The sequence below is a fragment of the Pseudomonas sp. TH43 genome (genome assembly GCF_016650635.1).
GTDB lineage: Bacteria > Pseudomonadota > Gammaproteobacteria > Pseudomonadales > Pseudomonadaceae > Aquipseudomonas.
Genome location: NZ_JAEKFI010000003.1, coordinates 301,237 through 326,347, shown reverse-complemented (window position 1 = coordinate 326,347; position 25,111 = coordinate 301,237). Strand labels below are relative to the sequence as shown.

General features: G+C 58.4%; 27 protein-coding genes and 2 pseudogenes. 7 read left to right on the top strand and 22 right to left on the bottom strand.

From position 1 onward, the window contains the following. Positions 1-175: 175 nt before the first annotated feature. The 5 genes from JFT81_RS11000 to minC form a co-directional block, all read right to left on the bottom strand. Complete coding sequence (locus JFT81_RS11000; RefSeq protein WP_201227330.1) at positions 176-1,276, bottom strand: hypothetical protein; 1,101 nt, start codon at positions 1,274-1,276, stop codon at positions 176-178. A gap of 47 nt (positions 1,277-1,323) precedes the next feature. Further along, positions 1,324-1,959, bottom strand: a complete 636-nt coding sequence (locus JFT81_RS10995; RefSeq protein ID WP_008080882.1) for an RluA family pseudouridine synthase — start codon at positions 1,957-1,959, stop codon at positions 1,324-1,326. Positions 1,960-2,050: 91 nt separating this feature from the next. Then, positions 2,051-2,305 carry a cell division topological specificity factor MinE gene (gene minE / locus JFT81_RS10990; protein WP_003223146.1) on the bottom strand — a complete coding sequence of 85 codons (255 nt, stop codon included), beginning with the start codon at positions 2,303-2,305 and terminating at the stop codon, positions 2,051-2,053. Continuing rightward, positions 2,305-3,117 carry a septum site-determining protein MinD gene (minD, locus tag JFT81_RS10985; RefSeq protein WP_007913953.1) on the bottom strand — a complete coding sequence of 271 codons (813 nt, stop codon included), beginning with the start codon at positions 3,115-3,117 and terminating at the stop codon, positions 2,305-2,307. The genes minE and minD overlap by 1 nt, the downstream gene beginning before the upstream one ends. Positions 3,118-3,286: 169 nt before the next feature. Beyond that, positions 3,287-4,024: a septum site-determining protein MinC gene (minC, locus tag JFT81_RS10980; RefSeq protein ID WP_201227329.1), complete on the bottom strand. Its 738-nt coding sequence runs from the start codon at positions 4,022-4,024 to the stop codon at positions 3,287-3,289. 117 nt (positions 4,025-4,141) lie between these two features. On the opposite strand from minC, the gene JFT81_RS10975 reads away from it, so the two are divergent. Further along, positions 4,142-5,074, top strand: coding sequence for a lipid A biosynthesis lauroyl acyltransferase (locus tag JFT81_RS10975; RefSeq protein WP_201227328.1), 933 nt, complete (start codon positions 4,142-4,144; stop codon positions 5,072-5,074). A 33-nt stretch (positions 5,075-5,107) separates the two neighbouring features. Next, on the top strand, positions 5,108-6,280 hold the full coding sequence (locus tag JFT81_RS10970) for a patatin-like phospholipase family protein (protein WP_201227327.1): 1,173 nt from the start codon (positions 5,108-5,110) through the stop codon (positions 6,278-6,280). Positions 6,281-6,370: 90 nt separating this feature from the next. Here JFT81_RS10970 and JFT81_RS10965 read toward each other — a convergent pair whose 3' ends face one another. The 8 genes from JFT81_RS10965 to puuE all read right to left on the bottom strand — a co-directional run bounded on the left by JFT81_RS10965 (position 6,371) and on the right by puuE (position 14,524). Beyond that, entirely contained in the window at positions 6,371-7,156 is a 786-nt protein-coding gene (locus tag JFT81_RS10965) for an outer membrane protein OmpK (protein WP_129391263.1), read from the bottom strand. 372 nt (positions 7,157-7,528) lie between these two features. Beyond that, the gene (locus JFT81_RS10960; protein WP_201227326.1) at positions 7,529-8,314 is read right to left on the bottom strand and encodes an outer membrane protein OmpK; all 786 of its coding nucleotides are present in this window, start codon (positions 8,312-8,314) and stop codon (positions 7,529-7,531) included. A gap of 168 nt (positions 8,315-8,482) precedes the next feature. After that, entirely contained in the window at positions 8,483-9,841 is a 1,359-nt protein-coding gene (locus JFT81_RS10955) for a nucleobase:cation symporter-2 family protein (protein ID WP_201227325.1), read from the bottom strand. 169 nt (positions 9,842-10,010) lie between these two features. After that, positions 10,011-11,327, bottom strand: coding sequence for a urate hydroxylase PuuD (locus JFT81_RS10950; protein WP_201227324.1), 1,317 nt, complete (start codon positions 11,325-11,327; stop codon positions 10,011-10,013). A gap of 51 nt (positions 11,328-11,378) precedes the next feature. Beyond that, entirely contained in the window at positions 11,379-11,882 is a 504-nt protein-coding gene (locus JFT81_RS10945) for an ureidoglycolate lyase (RefSeq protein ID WP_024012211.1), read from the bottom strand. 120 nt (positions 11,883-12,002) lie between these two features. Next, entirely contained in the window at positions 12,003-12,998 is a 996-nt protein-coding gene (gene alc, locus JFT81_RS10940) for an allantoicase (RefSeq protein ID WP_008080896.1), read from the bottom strand. An 87-nt stretch (positions 12,999-13,085) separates the two neighbouring features. After that, positions 13,086-13,601 (bottom strand): 2-oxo-4-hydroxy-4-carboxy-5-ureidoimidazoline decarboxylase, encoded by a 516-nt coding sequence (uraD, locus tag JFT81_RS10935; RefSeq protein ID WP_008080897.1) that lies wholly within the window; start codon positions 13,599-13,601, stop codon positions 13,086-13,088. Beyond that, positions 13,598-14,524: an allantoinase PuuE gene (puuE, locus tag JFT81_RS10930; protein WP_034151757.1), complete on the bottom strand. Its 927-nt coding sequence runs from the start codon at positions 14,522-14,524 to the stop codon at positions 13,598-13,600. The genes uraD and puuE overlap by 4 nt, the downstream gene beginning before the upstream one ends. A gap of 432 nt (positions 14,525-14,956) precedes the next feature. On the opposite strand from puuE, the gene uraH reads away from it, so the two are divergent. Next, a complete protein-coding gene (uraH, locus tag JFT81_RS10925; RefSeq protein WP_008080901.1) occupies positions 14,957-15,310 on the top strand; it encodes a hydroxyisourate hydrolase in 354 nt (117 codons plus the stop codon). Between the two features lie 192 nt (positions 15,311-15,502). Here uraH and JFT81_RS10920 read toward each other — a convergent pair whose 3' ends face one another. The 3 genes from JFT81_RS10920 to JFT81_RS10910 all read right to left on the bottom strand — a co-directional run bounded on the left by JFT81_RS10920 (position 15,503) and on the right by JFT81_RS10910 (position 18,330). Then, a complete protein-coding gene (locus JFT81_RS10920; RefSeq protein ID WP_008080903.1) occupies positions 15,503-16,129 on the bottom strand; it encodes a LysE family translocator in 627 nt (208 codons plus the stop codon). An 88-nt stretch (positions 16,130-16,217) separates the two neighbouring features. Beyond that, the gene (locus JFT81_RS10915) at positions 16,218-17,567 is read right to left on the bottom strand and encodes an NCS2 family permease (protein ID WP_201147283.1); all 1,350 of its coding nucleotides are present in this window, start codon (positions 17,565-17,567) and stop codon (positions 16,218-16,220) included. Between the two features lie 316 nt (positions 17,568-17,883). Next, positions 17,884-18,330 (bottom strand): MarR family transcriptional regulator, encoded by a 447-nt coding sequence (locus JFT81_RS10910; protein ID WP_201227323.1) that lies wholly within the window; start codon positions 18,328-18,330, stop codon positions 17,884-17,886. An 82-nt stretch (positions 18,331-18,412) separates the two neighbouring features. Here JFT81_RS10910 and JFT81_RS10905 point away from each other — a divergent pair, with 82 nt between their 5' ends. Next, positions 18,413-19,579, top strand: coding sequence for a PLP-dependent aminotransferase family protein (locus JFT81_RS10905; protein ID WP_201227322.1), 1,167 nt, complete (start codon positions 18,413-18,415; stop codon positions 19,577-19,579). Between the two features lie 167 nt (positions 19,580-19,746). Here the strand turns inward: JFT81_RS10905 and JFT81_RS10900 are convergent, their stop codons facing one another. The 3 genes and pseudogenes from JFT81_RS10900 to JFT81_RS29445 all read right to left on the bottom strand — a co-directional run. Beyond that, positions 19,747-20,118 (bottom strand): glutathione S-transferase N-terminal domain-containing protein, encoded by a 372-nt coding sequence (locus JFT81_RS10900; protein WP_201227321.1) that lies wholly within the window; start codon positions 20,116-20,118, stop codon positions 19,747-19,749. Between the two features lie 104 nt (positions 20,119-20,222). Next, positions 20,223-20,768, bottom strand: a complete 546-nt coding sequence (gene folE, locus JFT81_RS10895; protein WP_010456659.1) for a GTP cyclohydrolase I FolE — start codon at positions 20,766-20,768, stop codon at positions 20,223-20,225. 22 nt (positions 20,769-20,790) lie between these two features. Beyond that, positions 20,791-21,024: pseudogene (locus JFT81_RS29445) on the bottom strand (site-specific integrase); the annotation flags it as partial. Positions 21,025-21,039: 15 nt separating this feature from the next. Between JFT81_RS29445 and JFT81_RS10890 the strand changes: the two are divergent. Further along, a pseudogene (locus JFT81_RS10890) lies at positions 21,040-21,141 on the top strand (DNA adenine methylase); the annotation flags it as partial. Positions 21,142-21,374: 233 nt separating this feature from the next. After that, positions 21,375-21,995 (top strand): hypothetical protein, encoded by a 621-nt coding sequence (locus JFT81_RS10885; protein WP_242485601.1) that lies wholly within the window; start codon positions 21,375-21,377, stop codon positions 21,993-21,995. A 150-nt stretch (positions 21,996-22,145) separates the two neighbouring features. Here the strand turns inward: JFT81_RS10885 and JFT81_RS10880 are convergent, their stop codons facing one another. From JFT81_RS10880 to JFT81_RS10870, 3 genes are all read right to left on the bottom strand, one after another. Then, complete coding sequence (locus JFT81_RS10880; protein ID WP_201227320.1) at positions 22,146-22,703, bottom strand: Smr/MutS family protein; 558 nt, start codon at positions 22,701-22,703, stop codon at positions 22,146-22,148. A 73-nt stretch (positions 22,704-22,776) separates the two neighbouring features. Beyond that, complete coding sequence (locus tag JFT81_RS10875) at positions 22,777-23,097, bottom strand: hypothetical protein (RefSeq protein WP_201227319.1); 321 nt, start codon at positions 23,095-23,097, stop codon at positions 22,777-22,779. 142 nt (positions 23,098-23,239) lie between these two features. After that, a complete protein-coding gene (locus JFT81_RS10870) occupies positions 23,240-23,830 on the bottom strand; it encodes a cysteine hydrolase family protein (RefSeq protein ID WP_201227318.1) in 591 nt (196 codons plus the stop codon). A gap of 238 nt (positions 23,831-24,068) precedes the next feature. On the opposite strand from JFT81_RS10870, the gene prmB reads away from it, so the two are divergent. Beyond that, complete coding sequence (prmB, locus tag JFT81_RS10865) at positions 24,069-24,977, top strand: 50S ribosomal protein L3 N(5)-glutamine methyltransferase (RefSeq protein WP_201227317.1); 909 nt, start codon at positions 24,069-24,071, stop codon at positions 24,975-24,977. Positions 24,978-25,111 lie beyond the last annotated feature (134 nt).

Sequence of the window (25,111 nt, the reverse complement as noted above, 5' to 3'; positions counted from 1 at the left end):
GCAATGGACGGGAGTTTAACGCATCGGCCCAAGCCTTGGGACATGACAACATCTCAATGTAGGCGCTGCGGCACGCTGCGATCTTATGATTCTGGTCTTTAGGATCAAAAGATCGCAGCGTGCCGCAGCGCCTACAGGAGGTTGTGTACGCAAATATCCCGTGAATAACGGGGGATCAGCGGGGGGTGAGGACGCGTTTCTTCAGGTAGTTCATGATGGCTTTTTCGTCTTCCGGTTTATCCGGACGCGGCAGCTGTTTTGGCCAGTGGCTCTGGTTCAACAGCTTTTTCTGACGGCTTTCGTCCCAGCGCAGAATCTCCCGTGAGGCGCATTCCCACCACTCGTGCCGGCAGACGCTGTAGTACGGATCTTCCGGTGCTGCGCTGCCGTAGAGCAGATCGCGCCCGACCTTGCGCATGACCCCGCTCTGGTTGCGCAGCTTCCATTTGATTTTCAGGCGCTGCCAGGCTGAAGGGAAAGGCTTGACCCGCGGCACATCGCTGCACAGCTCGACCAGACGCTGGCTGAAGGCTTCGTCATGCTGGGAGAAAAAGTACGCCTGCATCGCATGGAAAAAACGCTTTTCTGCGAAGTAGTGGTAGACGTGTTTGCGTGCTTCCACCACCTCACGTCCGCGCATGGCGTACGACAGGGCGATCTGTTCGATGGTGTGGATCTCGAAACCGCCAACTGTCCATTCATCGATCAGTCGGATCGACTCCGCGAACAACGCCGAGTCACTCTCGGTGATACCGCACAGGCCACTGTTGTAGAGCTTGAAGCCGTTTTCCGGCGTCACGCCATGGGCGCGCAGGTCGCGGCCGAGTTTCAGGTAATCGCTGCGCTCGTGGACATCTTTCCAGTCGTATTCGAAACGATCCATCACCGAGCGGTTCGGCTCGATGAATTCGAAGAGGCAACTCGGGTGGCTGGTGAACAAGGTGTCGGTGTCGACGAACAGGGTCTTTTCCGCCAGTTGCATGCCCGCGGCGATGGCACAGGCCTTGCGGCGATGGTGATAGCCATGCACGCCCTGCCAGCGAACCAGGGTCGCTTCGTCGAGCAGCACGGTGTCGACCGGCCAACCGGCATAATCTTCCGGGCGGTCGGTAAGAATGCGGATCGCCGGGACGTTGCCGTTTTTTGCCTGGGACAGCACCGTGAGGATGCTGAATTTGGCTTCGCGGCGGTACACGTCCTGGTTGCCGTAGATCAGATACAGCAACTGGTGACGGACTTTCTTGAGGGGTGTCGCCAGGGATTCGATACAACTCATCCGAAACAAAATCCTTTCCAACAACAGGACGGCCAGTCAGGCAATCCTCAGAACGGGGCCGGGCATTCGAAACGCAAACGCTCGCCGGACTGCGGGTGGGTGAAGCTCAACATGCTCGCGTGCAGGCACAGGCGTGGCCAGGCAGCGAGGGCTTGCTCGTGGGCGTAGAGTCCGTCGCCCAACAGCGGGTGGCCGATGGACAACATGTGTACGCGCAACTGGTGCGAACGGCCGGTGATCGGTGTCAGCTCGACGCGGCACCAGTCGCCGCAACGCTCCAGCACACGCCAGAAGGTCAGCGCGTGTTTGCCGAATTCATGATCGACCACATGACGCGGCTTGGTCGGCGGATCGTAGCGCAGTGGCAGATCGATGCTGCCGCTGTCCAGCTCCGGTTGTCCCCAAGCGAGGGCAGTGTAAGCCTTCTCTGTTTCACGGTCGTGAAACTGGCGTGACAGTTCGCGATGAGTGTCTGCATCACGCGCGAGCAGGATGATGCCGGAGGTTTCCCAATCGAGGCGGTGGACGATTCGCGCTTCCGGGTAGCCGTTTTCCTGCAAGCGGGTAATCAGGCAGTCCTTGTTGTCGTCGGCGCGACCGGGTACCGAGAGCAGCAGGGTCGGTTTGTCGACCACCAGTACGGCGGCGTCCTGATGGATGATGCGGATGTTGGACAACGGCATTAAAACAGCCTCGTAACAAATGCCAACGGCGGTTCAGGGCCATTCCCACATGGGAATGACCCTGAACCGCCGTCGTTCCTGCCGGATCGACTCAGCGATCGGGCAGGGTGATGTTGAGTTCCAGAATCGAGCAACTGCCCTGGCTTTCCAGTGCAACATGTACGTCGTCGTTGCCGATATTGACGTACTTGCGGATCACGTCGACCAGTTCCTTCTGCAAGGCTGGCAAGTAATCCGGCGTGCTGCGCTGGCCGCGCTCATGCGCCACGATGATCTGTAGACGCTCTTTCGCTACCGAGGCGGTACTTGGCTTTTTGTTGGCACGAAAGAAGTCAAAAAGGTTCATTACCTACCTCCAAACAGGCGCTCGAAGAATCCCTTCTTCTCGACATCGAGGAAACGGTGGGCTTTTTCTTTGCCCAGCAAGCGGTCGACGGTATCGCTATAAGCCTGACCGGCATCGCTCTGGTCGTCGAGAATCACCGGTACGCCCTGGTTGGATGCCTTGAGCACCGCCTGGGATTCCGGGATTACGCCGAGCAGGGTTACCGAGAGGATTTCCTTGACGTCTTCAACGCCCAGCATTTCGCCTTTTTCAACACGCTCCGGGTGGTAGCGAGTGATCAGCAGGTGTTCCTTGATTGGGTCTTCGCCACGTTCGGCGCGGCGCGATTTGCTCGCCAGCAGGCCGAGCATGCGGTCCGAATCTCGTACCGAGGACACTTCCGGGTTGGTCACGACGATCGCTTCATCAGCGAAGTACATGGCCAGGTGGGCACCTTTCTCGATGCCGGCCGGGGAGTCGCAGACGACGAACTCGAATTGTTCCTTGAGCTCCATCAGGACTTTTTCCACGCCTTCGACGGTCAGCGCGTCTTTGTCGCGGGTCTGACTGGCGGCCAGTACGTAGAGGTTCTCCAGGCGCTTGTCTTTGATCAGTGCCTGTTGCAGGTTGGCTTCGCCGTTGACCACGTTGACGAAGTCATACACCACGCGGCGCTCGCAACCCATGATCAGGTCAAGGTTACGCAAGCCCACGTCGAAGTCGACGATCACTGTTTTGTGGCCGCGCAGAGCGAGGCCGGTACCGATAGCGGCGCTGGTGGTGGTCTTACCCACACCACCCTTGCCGGATGTAACCACGAGAATCTTGGCCAAGGTGTTTCACCCCTAAGGAAGAAGGACTTTTTAGCCCCTGAAAAACATCTCTTGAAAACTACTGCAGTCGGACAGCCTTGGCTGGAATTCGGCTTTTGGCCTTTTTCCTACTTCGTTTGAGCCGTTTTCGCTACGTTTTAGAGATGCTTGGAAAATGCGGCAGTATCCGTTAAAGCCGAATGATGTTCAACACGTCGCCCGACAGGCTGACCTGTACGCCCGACCCCCACATTGGATCGCGACGCAAATCTTCGGACACCTTGTAATGACCGGCGATAGAGATCAGTTCAGCGCTCAATTGCTGACAGAAAATCCGTGCCTTGGTATCACCTTTGACGCCGGCCAGCGCCCGACCGCGCATCGGGCCGTATACATGGATGTTGCCATCGGCGAGAAGTTCCGCCCCCGGACTGACCGACGACACCACGACCAGATCGCCACCCTGGGCATATATCTGTTGGCCACCACGTACTGGCGTGGTGATGACGCGGGTCTGTTTGACGGTCGGCTCAGGCGGTTTTTCCGGCTTCTTTTTGACTTCGGCTTCGGGCATTTCCAGCGGCCGTTCACGGGCACCGGACGGTGGCAGCACCGGGATGTCGATGGCGATGGCGGCGGCAATGTCTTCAATGCGGCTGGCGCGAATCGCCAGCGTGCGCAGGCCGTGTTGGCGGCACACACGCATCAGGCCTGGCAGATCGACGGCGCCTTCGCCCGGCGGCAATTTGTCCAGCGCCAGAACCAGTGGCGCGTTGCTGAAGAAGTTCGGCGCCTGCGCGACTTTGGCGGCCAATTGCCGATCGAGGCTGTCGAGGTCGTTACGGGCCAGTTCCAGCACGGTAATGGCCAGCATGCTGCCCTTCAGCTGGAACACGGGATCTTGGTCTAACGGTTCGGTTTGGCTCATGTCGGCATACAACGGCTTGTCACTAAAAGTGCCGAGACTTATAACGAGAACGCCCGCGAGCCGCAAGCCGGGTCGAACGATGTAGAATGCGCGGCCACTGTATTTACGGAAGCTTTAATGGATCGCCCGCGTTTTCGAAAAGCATTTTTATCGCCTCGCTTCTGGCCGCTCTGGTGCGGTCTGGGGCTTTTATGGCTGATCGTGCAGTTGCCGTATCCGGCGTTGCTGACCATCGGTCGAGTTTTGGGCGCCATGATGTATCGCCTGGCCGGCGACCGGCGGCGCATTGCCAAACGCAACCTTGAGCTGTGCTTCCCGGAAAAATCCGCCGTCGAGCGCAAACGTCTGCTCAAGGAAAACTTCGCCTCCACCGGCATCGCTTTTTTTGAAATGGCGATGAGCTGGTGGTGGTCGCGTGAGCGCCTGGCGAAACTGGCCCACGTCGAAGGCCTGGAGCATTTGCAGAAGGCCCAGCGCGAAGGCAAGGGCGTGATCCTGATGGCGGTGCATTTCACCACCCTGGAAATCGGCGCGGCGTTGCTCGGTCAACAGCACACCATCGACGGCATGTACCGCGAGCACAAAAATCCGTTGTTCGACTTCATCCAGCGTCAGGGCCGTGAGCGGCACAACCTCGATTCGCTGGCGGTGGAGCGCGACGACGTGCGCGGCATGCTCAAGCTGCTGCGTTCGGGCCGGGCGATCTGGTACGCACCGGATCAGGACTACGGCGCCAAGCAAAGCATTTTCGTACCGCTGTTCGGCATTCAGGCCGCGACGGTGACGGCGACCACCAAGTTTGCTCGTTTGGGCAAGGCGTTGGTGGTGCCGTTCACGCAGGAGCGTCTGGCCGACGGCAGCGGTTATCGTCTGGTCGTGCATCCACCGCTGGAAGATTTTCCGGGCGAGACGGAGGAAGCCGACTGCATCCGCATCAATCAGTGGGTCGAAGGCGTCTTGCGTGATTGCCCTGAGCAATACCTGTGGGCGCATCGCCGCTTCAAGAGCCGTCCACCGGGCGAGCCGAAGTTGTACGCCAAACGCCGCTGAACCCATCCCTGACAAGCACCATGGAGTGTTGCGATGAGCCCTGCTGAACCGGTCACAGGTTTGATTCTTTCTGGCGGTGGGGCGCGGGCGGCGTATCAGGTGGGGGTGCTGGCGGCGATTGCCGAGTTGTTGCCGTTGGGCGCGGACAATCCGTTTCCGGTGATCGTCGGCACATCGGCCGGGGCGATCAATGCGGTCAGCCTCGCCAGTGGCGCCACCGATTTTCGCGCCGCCATCGAACGCCTCACATTATTCTGGCAGGGCTTTCGCAGCCATCGCGTGTTGCGCAGCGACTGGCCCGGTGTCATCCGACAGGCCAGCCGCTTTGTCAGCCACAGCTTGCTCGGCCTCGGTCGACATCTGCCGGTGGCGCTGCTCAACAGTTCGCCGCTGCGCGATCTGCTCAATGAAAAACTGCACATGCCCGGTATTGCCGAGTCTATCGCGCGCAAGCAATTGCATGCGGTGGCGGTGACCGCGTTCGGTTACGAGTCGGGGCAAGCGGTGACGTTCTATCAGGGCGGCGGCACGATTGATTCGTGGCTGCGGCATCGGCGCATTGGTGTGCCGACGCAGTTGTCGGTGGATCATCTGTTGGCCAGCTCGGCGATACCGTTGTTGTTCGCGCCGGTGAAGATCGGCGAGGAGTATTTCGGTGACGGTGCGGTGCGGCAATCGGCGCCGATCAGCCCGGCGTTGCACCTGGGCGCCAGTCGAGTGCTGGTGGTCGGGGTCAGCGGCAACCCGCGAGGGTTCGATCCGCAGGAGCCGCTGCAGCGCACCTACACGGGTCAACAGCCGACGCTGGCGCAGATCGGCGGGCACATGCTCAACAGTACGTTCATTGACAGCCTTGAGAGCGATATCGAGTTGCTTCAGCGTCTCAACCAGTTCAGCCATTTGATGCCCGAAGGCACGCCAACCCGCGCACTGGGCGTGGCGCCGGTGGAGGTCTTGGTGATTTCGCCGAGCCAGCCGATCGATGAGATTGCGGCGCGGCATCGCCAGGAATTGCCGGCGGCGTTGCGCTTGTTCTTGCGCGGGCCGGGGGCGACCAAGACGAGCGGGGCGGGGGTGTTGAGTTATCTGCTGTTCGAGGCGGGGTATTGCAGCGAGTTGATCGATCTGGGGCGGCGCGATGCGTTGGCCAAGCGTGAAGAGCTGTGCCGGTTTCTCGGGATATCCGCAGCGGTGGCTCCCGCCTGAGATTTGCGCTGAGGCTTTCGCGAGCAGGCTCGCTTCCACATTGGAACTCGGTCGAATGTGGGAGCGAGCCTGCTCGCGAGGCTTCTAAGATCAGAAGTGGAACTTCACCAGGAAGCTGGTCACGTTCTGATTGGTGGTGAACGCACGGGTGTCGTCGATCCCGTACTTGTCTTTCCAGTAGTCGTACTCGACACCGACATACAACTGCTTCTCGCCGAAATTCAGCGCTTTGCCCAAGTCGTATTTGACCTGTGGGTTGAAGTGCAGGTTGGCGTGGTATTCGCCACGGTTGTTGACGTCGTTGTCGACGACCCAGTCCATGTAGCCGTCGATCAGCACGTTCGAATCGCCGACCGGAATGGTGTAGGACCACACTGGAGTGATCTGCCAGACGTTGTCACCCGGGCGCGAGCCTTCGGTGTGGCGCTGGTAGAAGTTCAACTGGAAGTAGTCGAAACCCGGGATGGCCAGGTCGAAGCCCGGGCCGATCAGGTAGGACTCGGTGTCACCTTCGCCGAACTCGTAAGTCATCGCCAGCAGGACGTCTTTGATCGGGCCGAATTCGATCTTCTGGTCGAGCACCTTGCCCAGCGAGATGCGTGGCTGGAACTCGCCGTAGTAGGTGTTCGGGCCGTTGTTGAAGTCCTTGTCACCGTTGTAGAAGATCTTGTCGACGAACAGGAAGTTGTCCCCATACTTCCATGCATCGGCGTGCTCGAAGGTGACGGTCTGCTGGATCGCAGGGTTGACCTTGAAGTCTTTACCGTAGAGGTAGGTCAGGCTGTTGTTCTGCCACTGCAGCAGGCCATCGGCCATGGCCTGGCCGCCGGCCAACATCGATCCCGCGAGCATCAGGCTGGTGCACATACGTTTCATTCGGTTGCTCCCAAAGTAGGTGTTCCACGTTTATTTTTTTAAGATCGGCGCTCTGGTGTGGCGCCTTTTTTCGTTGCTGCAAAAGTCATCCGATCGGTCAGCTTCTGTGTGTTAGCAAAAGCTGAGCCAAGGCTTTCGAAAAGCAAAAAAACGCCCTCTCGGCTGCTGAAAAACAGTCGATTGAGCGTGTTTTCGGGATGCCTCGGTACTGGCCGGGGCCGGGATAAGTTGGCCCGTCGGTCAGGAATTAAATCCGGGCTTTTTTTTAGACCGAATTCATGAGGCCGCGGAGAATACTGACTCCTTGGCCAGCTCTCAAGTGCCCCGCAACAGAGCACCGACGACAGGTATGGGGCACGGTTGCGGGTCATCTTAGAAGTGCACCTTCACCAGCAGGCTGGCGGTGTTCTGATTGGTGTCGAGGTTGTGGCTGCTTTCGACGCCGTATTTATTTTTCCAATAGCTGTATTCGGTGCCGACATACAGCTGCTTCTGACTCCAGCCCAACGCTTTGCCGAGGTCGTATTTGATCTGCGGATTGATGTGCAGGTTGGCGTGGTAGGTGCCGCGCGAGTTCTCGTCGTTGTCGACGACCCAATCCAGATAACCGTCGATCAGCAGGTCGGAATTGCCCACGGGAATGCTGTAGGACCAGCCCGGGGTGATCTGCCAGACGCCATCGCCGGGGCGCGGGCCTTCGGTCTGGCGGCGGAAGATGTTCAGGGTGACGTAGTTGAAGCCTGGCACTTTCAGGTCGAAACCGGGGCCAATCAGGTAAGCCTCGCTGTCGCCTTCGCCGTACTCGTAGGTCATCGCCAGCAACACGTCTTTGATTGGGCCGAATTCGATCTTCTGGTCGAAGATCTTGCCGAACGAGAAACGCGGGGTGAATTCGCCGTAGAAGGTGTGCGGGCCTTTGTTGCGGTCTTCCTGGCCGTTGTAGAAGATCTTGTCGACGAACAGGAAGTTGTCGCCGTACTTCCATTTGTCGGCGTGCTCGAATGTCACTGTCTGCTGGATCGACGGGTTGATGGCGAAATTCTTGCCGTACAGATAGCTGAGGCTGTTGGTCTGCCACAGCAGTAAATCGCCGGCCATGGCTTGACTCGCGGCCAGCAGGCCACCACCTAACAGCATGTTTGTCTGTGTACGAATCATCTGTTGCTCCCTCTTGTTTTTATTGTTTGAGGCGCAGAGCTGTTGCATGCCTTTGTAGGAGCAGAGCTTGCTCGCGACAGCGGTAGGTCATTCAACATTGATGGTGGCTGACCTGGCCTCCTCGCGAGCAAGCTCTGCTCCTGCAGAGGTACATCGGTGTTGCTGTTTTTAGTGCTGGTGTGCGTGGCAGTCATTGATCGCCGCGCGCTCTTTGCCGCCGAGAATGTTGAACAGCAAATTCAGCGTCAGCGCGCTGAGCGTCGCCATCGCGATGCCGCTGTGGGTAATCGGGCTCATCCACATCGGCAGGTGCGCGAAGAACTCCGGACGCACTACCGGAATCAGGCCCATGCCGATGCTTACCGCTACCAGCAACTGGTTGCGACGGTCACCGATGTCGGCTTCCTGGAGGATCTTGATGCCGGTCGCGGCAACCATGCCGAACATCGCAATCGCTGCACCGCCCAAAACCGCTGGCGGAATCGATGCCACCAGGAACGCCGCTTTCGGCAGCAGGCTGAGGACGATCAGCAAGCCGCCGGCGACGATGGTCACCGAACGGCAGCGCACGCCGGTCATCTGCACCAGGCCGATGTTCTGCGCGAACGAGGAGTGGGTGAAGGTATTGAAGAAACCGGCGACGAACGAAGCGCCGGCATCACACAGCAAGCCGCGACGCAGCATGCGCGGGCAGACTTCCTGACCGGTGATCTTGCCCAGCGCGAGGAACATGCCGGTGGACTCGACGAAGATGATCACCACCACCAGGCACATCGACAGGATCGGTGCGAGTTCGAATTTCGGCATGCCGAAGTGCAGCGGAGTAACGAACTGCACCCATGGCGCGTTGGCCATGCCGCTCAGGTCGACCATGCCGATCGCGCCGCACAACACGTAGCCGAAGCACATGCCGATCAACACAGAAATGTTCACCCAGAAACCGCGCATGAAGCGGTGGATCAGCAGGATAGTGCCCAGCACCAGTGCGGCGATGGCCAGATAAATCGGTGAGCCGAATTGCGCAGCGCCAGCACCGCCACCAGCCCAATTCACGGCCACGGGGAACAGCGACAAACCGATCGAGGTGATGACCGTGCCGGTTACCAGAGGAGGGAAGAAGCGCACGACCTTGGACATGAACGGCGCGATGATCATGCCGAAAAATCCGGCAGCGATGGTCGCGCCGAAGATCCCTTGCAGGCCGATACCGGGCATGCCGGCCATGGCGACCATGCTGCCGACCGCAGCAAAACTGGCGCCCATCATCACCGGCATGCGAATGCCCATCGGGCCGATGCCCATGGACTGCACGATGGTGGCGACACCAGCGACCAGCAGGTCAGCATTGATCAGGAAGGCAATTTCTTCACGACTCAGGCCAGCGGCCTGTCCGATGATCAACGGCACCGCGATGGCACCGCCGTACATCAGCAGAACATGTTGCAAACCGACCAGAATCAGTTGCAAAAGGGGCAAACGCTGAATGGCGGGTGCGTCGGGGATGCGCGCTTTGGACAGCTCGGACATGCAACACCTCGGATCTTTTTTATTCTTGTGATTGAACAGCTGCCGGGTTGCTCACAGCTGTTTCTGTGCATCAGGTAAACCGCGTTGCGGCTATTCGCGGGCAAGCCTTGCTCCTACAGGATTCAGGTGATCCTGGTAGGAGCAAGGCTTGCCCGCGAAGCTTTACTGCTTAGTTGGTCTGGGCTCCCTGCGCGATCCATGCACCGATCAGGTCACGTTCCTGCTGGGTCATCTGTGTGATGTTGCCCAGTGGCATGATCTGCGAGGTGATGGCTTGCGCCTGGATGCGCGCCGCGTTCTGGCGGATCTGCTCAGGGGTGTCGAACATCACACCCGCTGGTGCAGCGCTGAACAACGGGCTGGTCGGTTTGGCCGAGTGGCAAACCGCGCAGCGTTCTTGAATCACGCTATGCACTTTGTCAAAGCCTGGCCCTGCATTGGAGGCTTGCGCCGGTGCTGCAGCAGGAGCTTCGGCGGGTGCAGCAGGTGCCGCCGCTTCAGCCGGTTTCGCGCCACCACCCAGTGCTGTTTCCGGCAGCGGTTGGTACTCGATTTTTGCAGGCGCCTTGGCCACTTCCGGAGCGGTCGACATTGGCGCTGGACCAGTGACGTACGCCAGAGTGATCATGCCCACCGCTGCCACCGGCAGAGTCCAGGCAAACTTGTGGCTGTCGTGACGGGTGTTGAAGTAATGACGCACCAACACGGCCAACACTGCGATCCCGGCCAGGATCAACCAGTTGTACTGGCTGCCATAGGTGCTCGGGAAGTGGTTGCTGATCATGATGAACAGCACCGGCAGGGTGAAGTAGTTGTTGTGACGCGAACGCAGCAAGCCCTTGGCTGGCAGCGCCGGGTCCGGTGTGCGGTTCTCGGCAATTGCCGCGACCAGTGCACGTTGCGCCGGCATGATGATGCGGAACACGTTGCCGACCATGATGGTGCCGATGATCGCGCCGACGTGCAGGTACGCACCACGACCGCTGAACACCTTGCTGAAGCCATACGCCGCGCCGATGATCAGCACGAACAGAATGAAACCGAGCAGGGCAGGGCGTTTGCCCAGAGCGGAGTCGCACAGGAAGGAGTAGATGAACCAGCCGAGGAACAGCGAGCCGATACCGATGGCCACGCCTTCAGGGCCGCTCAGAGTGCTGCCCGGAGCCAGCAGGTAGAGCGTTGGATTGGAGTAGAACACCACGCACAGCAGCGCAATACCCGACATCCAGGTGAAGTAGGCTTCCCATTTGAACCAGTGCAGGTTCTCCGGCATCGACGGAGGGGCCAGTTTGTATTTTTCCAGGTGATAGATACCGCCACCGTGGATCGCCCACAGATCACCGGCCAGACCGGTTTTCGGGTTGACGCGGTTGAGGTTGTTCTCCAGCCAGACGAAGTAGAACGACGCGCCGATCCAGGCCACGCCAGTAATCATGTGAACCCAGCGCACGCTCAGGTTCAGCCATTCCAACAGATGTGCTTCCACAGTCTTTACCTCTCGCCTGTCACTCTTGTTGTCGAGTGATCAGACCTTCTCTTATTGGTGGGGGGCGAGGATCAAACGCTCATCCTCTTTGAAAAAATGCTCATCGCAGTTATTGCCTGTGCCACTGCGATCAACCACCAGGAAGTCATCCCGCTTTTCGATCGTCAGCACCGGATGGTGCCAAACGCCGCGATGGTAATTAATGCCCTGCCTGCCGTTGGTGACGAAGGCGCGGACCAAGCCTGATACAGGTTCATCGCCAACTGGCGCGACCACGATCAGAAAGGGGTTGCCGAGCAGCGGAATGAAAGCCTGGCTGCCCAGCGGATGGCGTTCCAGCATGCAAACGGTCAGCGGCATGTCCTGCGCGTCGGCGCGGAAGATGCTGATGATCGCGTTGTCCTCAGGCTGAGCGGTTTCGACCGTCGCCAGTTTATGGAAGCGCATGGTCGAACCGTTGTTGATCATGAAGTGATCGCTGCCGTCGGTTTCGATCACGTCACCGAAAGGGGCGAAGGCTTCTTTGGTCAGCGGTTCAATCGTTAGTGTGCGCATGCTGTTCTTCTTATCCGAATTCTGTGTTGACTGTTCTGACGCCTTCGCGAGCAGGCTCGCTCCCACAGGGGATTGCATTCCAAATGTGGGAGCGAGCCTGCTCGCAAATGGTTTCACTGCTTATTTAGCGACCTTGCCGAGAACGCGCAGGCGGCTTACACCACCGTCCGGGAACACGTTCAGACGGATGTGGGTGATCGGGCCCAGCGCTTTGATCTGCTCGACGAAGGTGTGCTCGGCGTGCATTTCCAGCTTCTGGCTTGGCAGCAGATCGCGCCAGAACAGCGACTGGGTTTCGATCTGGCTGTCAGTACCACCTTTCACGAATGCGCCCTGGATCGAGCAAGTGTCCGGGTAGTTGCCTTTGAAGTGCAGGGTGTCGACGACGATCTTCTCGATCTCGCCCGGGTGGCCCAGCGCGACGATGACCCAGTCATTGCCCGGCGTACGACGACGTGCCGTTTCCCAGCCATCGCCCATGTTGATGCCACGGCCCGGGTTGAGGATGTTGCTCATGCGGCCGAAGTGTTCGTCGGAGCAGGCGAGGGCGCGGCCACCATTCAGGGCTGCTGCCAGATCGACTTGCTCGTTGTCGCCAACAGCCGACCAGTCACGGTGCGGCACACCGTACACGCGCAGACGGGCAACACCGCCGTCCGGGTAGATGTTGAAGCGCAGGTGGCTGAACGCTTGGTCGTTGCTGATTTCGTGGTAGTGGTGGCTGTTGCCCTGCAGCTCGACGGCCGACAGCACTTCAGTCCACTGGGTGTTTTCATCAGGCTCGCCCGAGGCCAGGAAGCAGGCTTCCAGGGAGGCCGATGGCGGGAAGTTGCCGGTGAAGAATGAAGTGTCGATGTCCACGCCTTTGATCGAGCCCGGTACGCCCAGACGGATCACCGCGCTGTCGAAGCCTTCGAAGCGCTTGCGGCGCGACTCCCAGCCGTCCATCCACTTGCCGTTGTCATCGAACACGCCCTCCTTCCAGACGGCCGGAGTCGGTTGAAACAGACGATTGGCGTCTGCGAACCAGTCATCGGTGACCGAGATGATTTTGGTGCCCAGACGGGCATCGGCCAGGTTGACGAATTTTTCGAAAGGTACGGCGTAAGCTTTCATTCTTCTTGTCTGCCTTTAAAAAAGTGGCTGGGGATGCTTGCAAGACCCTGGGTACTCTCCGCGTTTGATGTACTCGGGTCAGGCTCGCTATAGGGTCAGTAAACGGAACAGGGCGATCTTGTTGATCTCCGCCAGCGCGCACTTGAACTCGGTGTCTTGCGAGTTGTGAATGCGCGTTTCGAACGCCGCGAGGATCTGATGCCGGTTGCTGCCTTTTACCGCCATGATGAAGGGAAACTTGAACTTGGCTTTGTAGGCGTCGTTCAGCTCGGTGAAGCGCTGGAACTCTTCGGCCGTGCATTGGTGAATACCGGCGCCAGCCTGTTCATTGGTGCTGGCTTCGGTAAGCTGGCCCTGGACGGCAGCTTTGCCGGCCAGGTCCGGGTGAGCGTTGATCAGGGCAAGCTGGCTTGCATGATCGGCGCTCAACAGGATGTCGCTCATGCGCTGGTGCAGGGTTTCGATCTCGTCGATCGAAGCGTCCACGCCCAGGTCATAGGCCTTCTCGGCCACCCATGGCGAATGTTCGTAGATGTCGGCGAAAGCTTTGACGAAGGCGTCGCGGCTCAGGGTCGACGGTTGCAGGGTTTGAAAGCGGCTCATTTGGCGGCCCCTTGGTACGGCTGGGTTTCGTGCCAGTGACGCGCGATGTCGACGCGGCGGCTGAACCAAACCTGTTCATGACTTTTAGCGTATTCGATGAAGCGTTTGAGCGAAGCGATGCGACCCGGACGGCCGATCAAACGGCAGTGCAGACCGATCGAGAGCATTTTCGGCGCTTCGGCACCTTCGGCGTAGAGCACGTCGAACGCGTCTTTGAGGTATTCGAAGAAGTCGTCACCCTTGTTGAAACCCTGCACTTGCGTGAAGCGCATGTCGTTGGTGTCGAGGGTATACGGGATCACCAGATGCGGCTTGCCGGTCGGGTTGTTCGGCTCCCAGTAGGGCAGGTCGTCGTCGTAGGTGTCGCAGTCGTAGAGGAAACCACCTTCTTCCATCACCAGACGACGGGTGTTCGGGCCAGTGCGGCCGGTGTACCAGCCCAGTGGGCGCTCGCCGGTGATTTCGGTGAGGATGCGGATCGCTTCGAGCATGTGCTCGCGTTCCTGCGCTTCGTCCATGTACTGATAGTCGATCCAGCGGTAGCCGTGGCTGCAGATTTCGTGCCCGGCATCGACCATCGCGCGGATCACATCCGGGTGGCGCTGCGCGGCCATGGCCACGGCGAAGATGGTCAGCGGAATATCGAATTCCTTGAACAGCTTGAGGATCCGCCAGACGCCGGCACGGCTGCCATACTCGTAAAGCGATTCCATGCTCATGTTGCGCGCGCCTTGCAGAGGCTGGGCAGCAACCATTTCCGAGAGGAAGGCTTCCGATTCTTTGTCGCCGTGGAGAATGTTGCGCTCGCCGCCTTCTTCGTAATTGAGCACGAAAGACAGGGCGATGCGGGCATTACCCGGCCAGTGTGGGTGAGGAGGGTTACTGCCGTAACCGATCAGGTCGCGTGGGTAGTCAGCGCTCACTGCAGTCTTCCTTCTTATTCGTTGACAGATAAGTGTGGCGGCCTGGCGGTGAGTTAACAGGCTGGCGTCACAGCGATGGGCTGATTGTATACAACTTTAATCGCAATTTGTAAGCCTGATTTTTTGCATTTTTCACCGACTGTCATCTTTTACTGTTAATGGCGTGAGCCTGCAAGAAACCTGCCTGACCAGTCAGCTAATGGATACGAGGTTCAATGAAAAGGCATGCCGCTGGCAGATCGTGAGGAAACCCCCGAATGGCGGGGGTGGTGTGAAAAATGTCGTTTTTATTGTGTACAAGTTTTCTGAAAAGTGTCTTAATCAGTCGCTCGCCGCAGCTTTTCGTGCTCCGAATCGGTGCGGTCTCCTTTTTATCTGACTTCGGGAGGCGCGAGGTCTGACTGCTTCCACGCAGGCAGGCGCGCAGAATCAATGGGACGTTTGACAACACACGTTTTGGACGCTGCACACGGTTGTCCGGGCAGTTCGATCAAGGTCGAGCTGTACCGCGTTGAAGGTTCGCAACTGGAATTGGTCGCCAGTGCTGTAACCAACAGCGATGGCCGGGTCGATGCACCGCTGCTGCAAGGCGATGATTACCGTACCGGGGTTTATCAGGTTCAGTTCCACGCCGGCGATTACTACCGCGCCCGTGGCGTTCAGTTGCCGGAACCGGCATTCCTCGACGTGGTGGTGCTGCGTTTCGGCATCTCTGCCGAACAGGATCACTACCATGTGCCATTGCTGATTTCGCCATACAGCTATTCCACGTACCGGGGCAGCTGACCCCAAGCAGCTGCCCCCACCGGGAAGCGACTGCGCATATAGCTTCTTTGGTCTTTCGCCCGCCCACACTGCGGGCTTTTTTTTGCCTTGAGAAAAGTGGTGCCCGGTCTGACGCCATCGCGAGCAGGCTCGCTCCCACGTTTGAAATGCATTCCAAATGTGGGAGCGGGCCTGCTCGCGAAGCTTTTGCTGTTAGCGGCTCAGCAGGGACGCTGCGCCAGCACCACTGAACAACCCGGCACTGATGCGGTTGAACCAACTCTGACCTTTACCGCTACGCAGATACCGCGCCGCGCCATGCGCGCCCAGCCCGTAAGCCAGCTTGCAGCACAGATCGAGCACCACCCACGTCGCGATCATGATCAGCAACTGCGGCAGAAACGGCTGCTGCGCGCTGAGGAACTGCGGCAGAAACGCAGCAAAGAACAGAATGTCCTTGGGATTGCTCGCACCCAGCACAAACGCGCGTCCGAACAGCGTGCGGAAGCGCGGAGTCGGTGCAGCCTGAGGCACCTCCGCGCCCACTGACGGCTGACGCGATTGCTGCCAGCTCTGCCAGGCAAGGTAGAACAGGTACAGCGCGCCGACGATTTTCAGCGCACTGAACAGCTGTTCAGACGCCAGCAGCAACGCACCAAGACCGAGCGCCGAAGCACTGAGCAAACAGATCGACGCAATCACGCCACCCAAAAACGCCGGGTAAGAACGGCGCAGACCGTAATTCAAACTGTTGCTGATCATCAGCAATGACAATGGCCCCGGAATAAGGATCACCACCAACGCAGCGCCGCTGAACAGCAGCCAGGTTTCCAGACTCATCACTTTCCTCCTTTTTGTTGTATTGAAAAATGCACAAAAGCCCCACCCGCAAGGGTGAGGCTGTTTTGAAGCCTGAACCGCGTAGCGCTTACAGGAAGATGAACTTGGCGATGAAGATCGCGCAGAGCACCCACAGGCTCACGGAAATTTCCTTGTACTTGCCGGTACCGGCCTTCAGCGCCACGTAGGTGATGAAGCCCAGCGCGATACCGTCGGCGACCGAGAAGGTCAGCGGCATCATGATGGCGGTGACGATCGCCGGGATCGCGTCGGTGGCTTCATCCCACTCGATATGGGCCATGCCGCCCATCATCAGCATCGCAACGTAGATCAGTGCCCCGGCGGTGGCATAAGCGGGAATCATGCCGGCCAGCGGTGCGAAAAACATTGCCGCTATAAATAGCACACCTACGGTCACCGCGGTAAGACCAGTCCGACCACCAGCGGCCACGCCGGCAGCACTTTCCACATAACTTGTGACCGGCGGCACGCCAACGATCGCGCCGAATACGCTGGATGCACTGTCAGCTTTCATTGCGCGGGACAGATTTTCGATACGACCGTCGGCGTTGACCAGATTGGCGCGCTGAGCGACGCCCATCAACGTGCCGGCGGTGTCGAACATGTGCACAAAGAGGAAGGCCAGTACCACGCTGATCATGCTGACGTTGAACACGCCGGCGACATTCATTGCCATGAAAGTGGGCGCCAGACTTGGCGGGGTCGACATGATCCCTTCGTAATGCACGATGCCCAAGCCCCAACCGGCCAGGGTCACGGTGATGATACTGATGAGGATCGCGCCGAAAATTTTGTGGTAGCTGAGGATCGCGATCATCAGGAAGCAGATGGCAGCGAGCAGTGGGCCAGGTTCGCGCAGGGAGCCGAGCTTGATCAGCGTCGCCGGGCTGTCGACGACAATGCCGGCGGTTTTCAGGCCGATCAGACCCAGGAACAAACCGACGCCGGCGCCCATCGCAAAACGCAGACTGACCGGAATGCTGTTGAGCAGCCACTCGCGAATGCGCGAGAAGGTCAAAATCATGAACAGTACACCCGAGACAAACACCGCACCCAGCGCGGTCTCCCAGTTGTAGCCCATGGTGCCGACCACGGTGTAAGTGAAGAACGCGTTGAGGCCCATGCCCGGCGCCAGGCCAACCGGCCAGTTGGCGTAAAGACCCATCAACAGGCAGCCGAGAGCGGCGGCTATACAGGTGGCGACGAAAGCTGCACCGTGATCGATCCCGGCATCGGCCATGATGTTCGGGTTGACGAAGATGATGTAAGCCATGGTGATGAAGGTTGTCAGACCGGCGATCAGCTCGGTCTTCACCGTGGTGCCATGCAAGCTGAGTTTGAACAAGCGCTCTAGCAGGCCATTGCGTAACGGCGGCGAGAGATCCAGCGTCGATGCTTCGGATTTGCGGCTTTCCACAGCGAGTACTCCTCAAGAGTTTTATTGTTATTTCCAGGGCCGGACCCATGAGGGGTGGCAGCGGCCCTTTGAGGCATACGCGAATTTGTTGACCATGCGGTCAGGAACTCGCACGCTGTGGATTATGCTTTTGTGTACAAATAAAGCAAATATTGTTTTTGGTTTTGTTTACGAAAGTTCCGTTGATAGCGATATATCGCCTTCGAGGGCCTCATCGCTGGCAAGCCAGCTCCCACAGGATTTGAGTGGTTCTGTACATCTGAGTACACCGCCAACCATTGTGGGAGCTGGCTTGCCAGCGATGGGGCCAGATCAATCAGTCGAGAACTGTCTGACTGTTCCCCAACGCCAGATTTACCGCCAACCAGCCATTCACCGCTGCTTCCCCAGCCTCGGCAAACACGCGCTCCAGCAACTTCACCTGCTCACGCCGCAACGCCTGCTCAAACTTCGCGCCTTCCGCCGTCAACTCCAGCAGCCGCTTACGCTTGTCCGCCTCCGACGCCACGCTTTCCACCAGATGCATTTCCTGCAATTGGCGCAACGGCATGTTCAGCGCTTGCTTGCTCACACCGAGCAGCCCGAGCAACTCCTTCACACTCAGATTCGGATAGCGGGCGATGAAAAACACGATGCGCTGATGCACCCGCGACAATCCCCGCCGCTCAAGCATTTCGTCGGCCTTGGCGGTGAACGCCTGATAGCCGAAGAAAAAAGCTTCCATCGCCTGCTGCTGACTGGTTGGGTTTTTAAGGTCAAGCATGTTGACGTACTCGCTCAAGCTGTCGTAATTTCAGTCAACCAGTTTGACTCATTATTCCCATGCCTCGCTACCGGTGACCTCCATGGCTTTTTCCGAACGTGTCTCGCGCCTTAAAAGTTCTCTGATCCGTGAAATCCTCGCTGCGGCCCAGCGCCCGGAAGTGATGTCGTTCGCCGGTGGCCTGCCCGCCGAGGCCATGTTGCCGAAAGTCGACTGGGCTGACATGCCGCTGTCCCTCGGTCAGTACGGCATGAGCGAGGGCGAGCCGGCATTGCGGGAAGTGTTGGCGGCAGAGGCGAGGGCGCTTGGGTTGGCTTGTGACGCGAGTCAGGTGTTGGTGGTCAGCGGTTCCCAACAAACCCTCGATCTGGCTGCCAAGCTGTACATTGATCAAGGCACGGAAATTCTTCTCGAAGCGCCGACTTACCTGGCTGCGCTACAGATATTCCAACTGTTCGGCGCCGACTGCCTGACCGTGGCGCAAGAGTCCGACGGCCCGAACCTGGCGGCATTGCGCAGTCGTCTGGAGCAGCATCGTCCGGCATTCATCTACTTGATCCCGACCTTCCAGAACCCGTCCGCCGTGCGCTACAGCGAAGCCAAACGTGCAGCGGTCGCGGCACTGCTCGATGAGTTCGGCGTTACCCTGATCGAAGACGAACCCTACCGCGAACTGACTTTCGATGGCGGCAGCGCCAAACCGATTGCCGGGCGCCTGAAGAAATCCAGCTGGATCTACACCGGCACCGTGTCGAAAACCTTGCTGCCGGGTTTGCGCGTCGGCTATCTGATTGCCAGCCCGGATCTGTTCCCGCACCTGCTCAAGCTCAAGCAATCGGCGGATCTGCACACCAATCGCATTGGCCAATGGCAGGTGCTGCAATGGATCGGCACCGAGAAATATCAGCAGCACCTGAGTGAATTGCGCGGTTTCTACCGTGAGCGGCGCGATGCCTTCCAGTCAGCACTGGAAACGCATTTTCCCGATCTGGCCGATTGGGACATGCCACAGGGTGGGCTTTTTTTCTGGCTCACGTTGAAGCAACCGCTGGATACGCGGACGCTGCTGAACGAGGCGTTGGCTAATGACGTGGCGTTTATGCCGGGCGAGCCATTCTTTCCCGAGCCGGATAAACATCATGGGCATTTACGTCTGAATTTCAGCCACATCGATCCGGCGCGTCTGGATGAAGGGCTGAAGCGACTGGCGGCGGTGGTGCGGCGGGCGCAGCTAGATAAAGCGGCCTGAAAAACAAATAAACCGGCTCATGGGCCGGTTTATGTTTGTCTGAGATTTTTGGTGACTTAGCGGGCCTCATCGCTGGCAAGCCAGCTCCCACAATAATCTGTGTCGTTCACAAAACCTGTGGGAGCTGGCTTGCCAGCGATAGGGCCATCAGCCCCGATACAAAAACATCAGACTGCAGCGAAGCGCTTATCCAGGTAATCAATAATCACCTTAGACTCATACATCCAGGTCGTCTGCCCATTCTCTTCAATCCGCAGGCACGGCACTTTGATCCGGCCACCCTGTTCCAACAGCGTCTGGCGATCCTGCTCGTTGTTCTTCGCATCCTTCAGCGCCACCGGCACATTCAGGCGACGCAAGGTCCGGCGGGTTTTTACACAGAACGGGCAGGCATTGAACTGATACAACGTCAGATCTTTCGCTGCCGCATCCACTTGGGCCTGAGCAGCGGCGGGGCGTTTTTTCTTGCTCGGACGGGTGATGAAGTCGACGAAAATAACCAGTTGGCCGAGGCCGACACGAAGCGCTTTGACGAACACGTTGAAAGCCTCACGGTGCAAATAAAGAAAGGCGCGCAGCTTACCCGATTTTTCACGGGCGAAAAAAAACCGGCGATGAATGCCGGTTTTCTTCGTGCTGCGTATTACTTGATCAGGCTGAGAAACTCGCTGCGGGTGGCAGCGTTTTCACGGAACTCACCGAGCATCACCGAAGTGATCATCGACGAATTCTGCTTCTCGACACCGCGCATCATCATGCACATGTGCTTGGCCTCGATCACCACGGCCACGCCCAGCGCGCCGGTGACTTGCTGGACCGCGTCAGCGATCTGGCGGCTGAGGTTTTCCTGAATCTGCAAGCGGCGAGCGTACATATCAACGATGCGCGCGACCTTCGACAGGCCCAGCACTTTGCCGCTCGGGATATACGCGACGTGCGCCTTGCCGATGAACGGCAGCAGGTGGTGTTCGCACAGCGAGTACAGCTCGATGTCCTTCACCAGCACCATTTCGCTGTTGTCGGAGCTGAACAGGGCACCGTTGGTGACCTCTTCGAGCGTCTGTTCATAACCGCGGCAGAGGTACTGCATGGCTTTGGCGGCACGCTTTGGCGTGTCGAGCAGGCCCTCGCGGGAGACGTCTTCGCCCAATTGGCCGAGGATCGCGGTGTAGTTCTGTTCCAGTGTCACAGGGGCTGATTCCATAAGGGTTTCAGAGGGGTACTGTTTCTGTCTGTACCAATTTTGTACCAATCAAGCTGTTTTCGAGCTTACCGAGTTCACCCCAGTCGGTGCTGGAATTGATCCATCGGGCGTAAGTCGATAGCAACATCTGAACGCTATGACCGAGCTGAGTGGCAATAAACGCAGGGTTCATACCCGCCATGAGGCACATGGTAGCGTATGTGTGTCGGCAGTTGTATTGCCGGCGGGCGCGAATCCCTAATTCGGTCGGTGCGGCCTGGAAGAGTTTGTCCGCCAATTCAAATGGACGCTCATTTCGTGGCGGGTGTTTAAATGGCAGAAAATAACCTGCCCCGAAACTCTCACCGTCATCCAGCGCACCAGAGTAGATCTCTCACGTCAGCGATTTTATCGAGTAAAATCGTGAAAAACGTCATCCTTGCTATGGCGGCACTCGCCATACTCGGTGCCTCTAATAAACAGCAAAGGTGTCACTGATATGTATTGGCGCCGATGCTCATGGCATCACCCCATCTGATGAAAACTACGGCCCGAAAGGGCCTTTTGCATTACCGGGATGCGATTTTCGCACCTATTAGCCAAAGGAAAATCATGAAAAGTTCAATCAATGATATGGCGTTCACTGAGCGTCGCCGCGTGCCAGTGAGAGCTTTACTAGGTGGAATTGTATTCTTGGCGATGGCCATCCAGGGGTTCCGTATGGAGTCCAATGGAATCGCTGCACTGCTGCTAGTGTGTTCGTTATGGTACTTGGGCATGGCGTGGCTGAATCGTAATGCTGGTTCGCAAACTTTGATGATCCTCAAGGACAAGGGCATCTGGTTTTTCAATGCTGACGGGTTAGTCCCTTACACATCGATTGAAGCCACAGAGGTCGAGTCGTACAGCGGGATAGCTCAGATGCAACTCAATACGGTACTTCATATCATTGCCGAAAAAGCTGACACCTTGCCGAACTTTAATGACAGCCGATGGAAGATCTTTTTCAAGATGCCGAGTGCGCGTAAGGGTAAAGGCTTTCGCAAGCATCTTGTCGTGTTCAACTATGGCGGTCTGCGCGACGAGGATGGCAAAAACGTCGACTATGACAACCTTGAAGAAGAACTTGCGTACCGCATCGAAAAGGCTCACCAAGAGGAACATGAGCAGAGCAATACAGTTTATGTGCCCTCATCGTCAGCAAACGATGCGCTGTCGCCCGTCAATAATTGAATCCTGGTTGTCGCGTCAAGCGCCGGCAGTGGGTGCAAAGCCGACTGCCGTAAGTTGAGGGAAAAGATCACAGGTCGCCATAGCCCAGCCGTCAAACCGCTGGGCAGCGGTGAGTAGAAACGACGAGCCTGCACGTTCGGTGTAACGGGATTATTCGTCGCGACCTTCCATCATCGTGCGTTTGAGCATCACGTAAACCGCGCCGGCACCGCCGTGTTTGGCCTGGCAGGAGCAGAAACCGAGCACCTGCGCGTGCTGCCGCAGCCAGGTGTTGACGTGGCTTTTGATCATTGGCCGCTTGCCGTCGAGGCGCACAGCCTTGCCGTGGGTGACGCGCACGCAACGGATTTCGAATCTGGTCGCTTCGGCGAGAAACGCCCAAAGGGTTTCCCGGGCTTTTTCGACGCTCATGCCGTGCAGGTCGAGACTGCCTTCGAACGGAATCTGGCCGACCTTGAGCTTGCGCATCTGACTTTCCTGCACCCCGTCGCGCGACCACATCAGCTCGTCTTCCGGGCCGACATCAATCACGAACTGATCGGACAGACCGTCAACGGTGGTGGCATCAGTGCGCACGGTGGCGGACTGGCGCAGCTTGGCAATCTGTGCGCGGTCAGCCTTGGGTTTGCCGGTGTCGGCACGATCGTGCTTGATCGGCTTGACGCCGCGCAACTCGTTTTTGAACAGGGAAAAATCGTCGTCTTGCATGTCAGCCTCCGCGAAGGGCGGCCAGTTTACCCAAGTCGAAACAAAACGGCCCGGCAAAAAGCCAGGCCGTTGTTCAATCGTGTTTTTTCATCAGGTGCGGGGACATGTTCAGCTCCCGCGATTGCCGTGCGCGACGGCGGCAGCGGCGCCACAGGGCGATACCGAAATACACAAACAGCAAACCGACCGCCAGAATGATCGCCGAGCCCATGGGCGTAGCGTTCAAGTCGCCGAGCGCCGGTGGGTGCCCGATCAGACTGGCGGCGCCGGCCAGCGCCAGCAGCACGCCGAACGTCGCCAGAATGGCCGCGATCGCCGCGCCGAATCGAAAACGCCAGTTGCTTTGGCCTTTGGGCCGCAAGCGGCGTGCGTCAAATCCATCGGATAACTTCATTCCGACCTTCCTCAATGGGTATCGGCCCTTCGACCGGGAGTTGACCGGGTTGTTCCTGAGGCTATGGCATTTGCGGCAAATGAGAGGGTTTTGCGGATGAGCGGCGATCTGCACCGCCCATCAGGGGCTTGATCTGTGTGGATCAGATCAGGTCTTGAGTCAGCGCGAGGGTGGCGAAGTTGTCGGCCATGATCGCCATTTCCGCCTCTTGTACCAGCTCGGCACTGAGCACGCGGCCCTTGAACGGCAGGTCGCGGGTGGCGCAGGCGTCTTCCACCAGGGTGCAGCGGAAACCGAGGTTCTTCGCCGCACGCACGGTGGTGCTGACGCTGGAGTGGCTCATGAAACCGCAGACGATCAAGTCCAGCGAGCCAAGGTTTTGCAGGCGATCGAGCAGCTCGGTGCCATGGAACGCGCTCGGCAGCAATTTGCCGATAATGGTTTCATCGCCCTGCGGCTCGAGGCCAGGGATGAATTCGCCGCGTTCGCCCTGCGGGTCGAACAGGCCACCGACGGTGCCGAGGTGACGCACGTGCACGATCGGCCGACCGGCTGCACGGGCTGCGGCAACCAATTGTTTGATGTTCGCGACTGCCGCGTCCATGCCGCTCAGGGCCAGGGGGCCGCTGAGGTATTCTTTCTGGGCATCGATGATGACCACGGTGGCATGGCTCAATGTGGCCGCTGCGTAACCGCGACCGCTGAGTTGAAACATCGTTTTTGGAACGGACATTCTGGGGCTCCTTGGGGTGGGGCTTTTGCGACATTGTCCTCTGGCTGAGCGCTTCTGTGAATCGCTACCATCGTAGGCACCGTCGTTACTGGCCTGCAGCCTTGTCAAGTTACACGTTCTGTTCAATAGCTGATGCAAAAAATAGAAAAGTCCTACTGTTGTCAGCCATTTTTCCTGCGTCGTCGTCACGCGTTTTGGCTGGTAGAATCGTCAGTCGTTTTTTCTGGAGTTCTGCCCCGTGATCACTTCCCGACTTCGTACCCTGCGCGACCACATCCGTTGGGCCGTCAGCCGCTTCCATGGGGAGGATCTGTTTTTCGGCCATGGCACCGACAATGCCTGGGACGAAGCCCGGCAGTTGGTCCTCGGTGCCTTGCACCTGCCATGGGAAATTGCCGACAGCTATCTTGACTGCGCGCTGGAAGACGACGAGTTGGTCAATCTGCAACGCATGCTCAAGCGTCGCATCGAAGAACGTATTCCAACCGCTTACCTGTTGGGTGAAGCGTGGTTCTGCGGCATGTCGTTCATCGTCGACGAGCGCGTGTTGATCCCGCGTTCACCGATTGGTGAGCTGATCGAAAACCACTTTGCACCGTGGATCGGCACCGAGCCTGCGCGAATTCTCGACCTGTGCACCGGTTCCGGTTGTATCGGTATTGCCTGTGCTTACGAGTTCCAGGAGGCTGAAGTGGTGCTGGCGGATCTGTCGTTCGAAGCACTGGAAGTGGCCAATCAAAACATCGAGCGTCATGGCGTCGATGAGCGCGTCTACACCGTGCAGGGCGATGGTTTCGATGGTTTGCCGGGTCAGCGTTTCGACCTGATCGTGTCGAATCCGCCATACGTCGATGCAGAAGATTTCGCCGACATGCCGGATGAGTATCAGCACGAGCCCGAGCTGGGCCTGGCTTGCGGTGATGATGGTTTGAACCTGGTGCGGCGGATGCTCGCTGAAGCGGCAGATCACCTGACCGAGAAGGGCTTGCTGATTGTCGAAGTGGGCAACAGCCAGGTGCACGTTGAAGCGTTGTACCCGGAAGTCGATTTTGCCTGGCTTGAGTTTGCGCGCGGTGGGCACGGCGTGTTCATGCTGACGGCAGAGCAGTGCCGCGATCATCAGGCCCTGTTCGCTTCCCGCGTCTAATCGAGACCGATCGTTCCCACGCTCTGCGTGGGAGCGATCAAAAGCTTCGCGAGCAGGCTCGATTCCACCTTTCGGAATGCATTTCCCTGTGGGAGCGAGCCTGCTCGCGAATGGCCGCGACCCGGTCTCAAGCC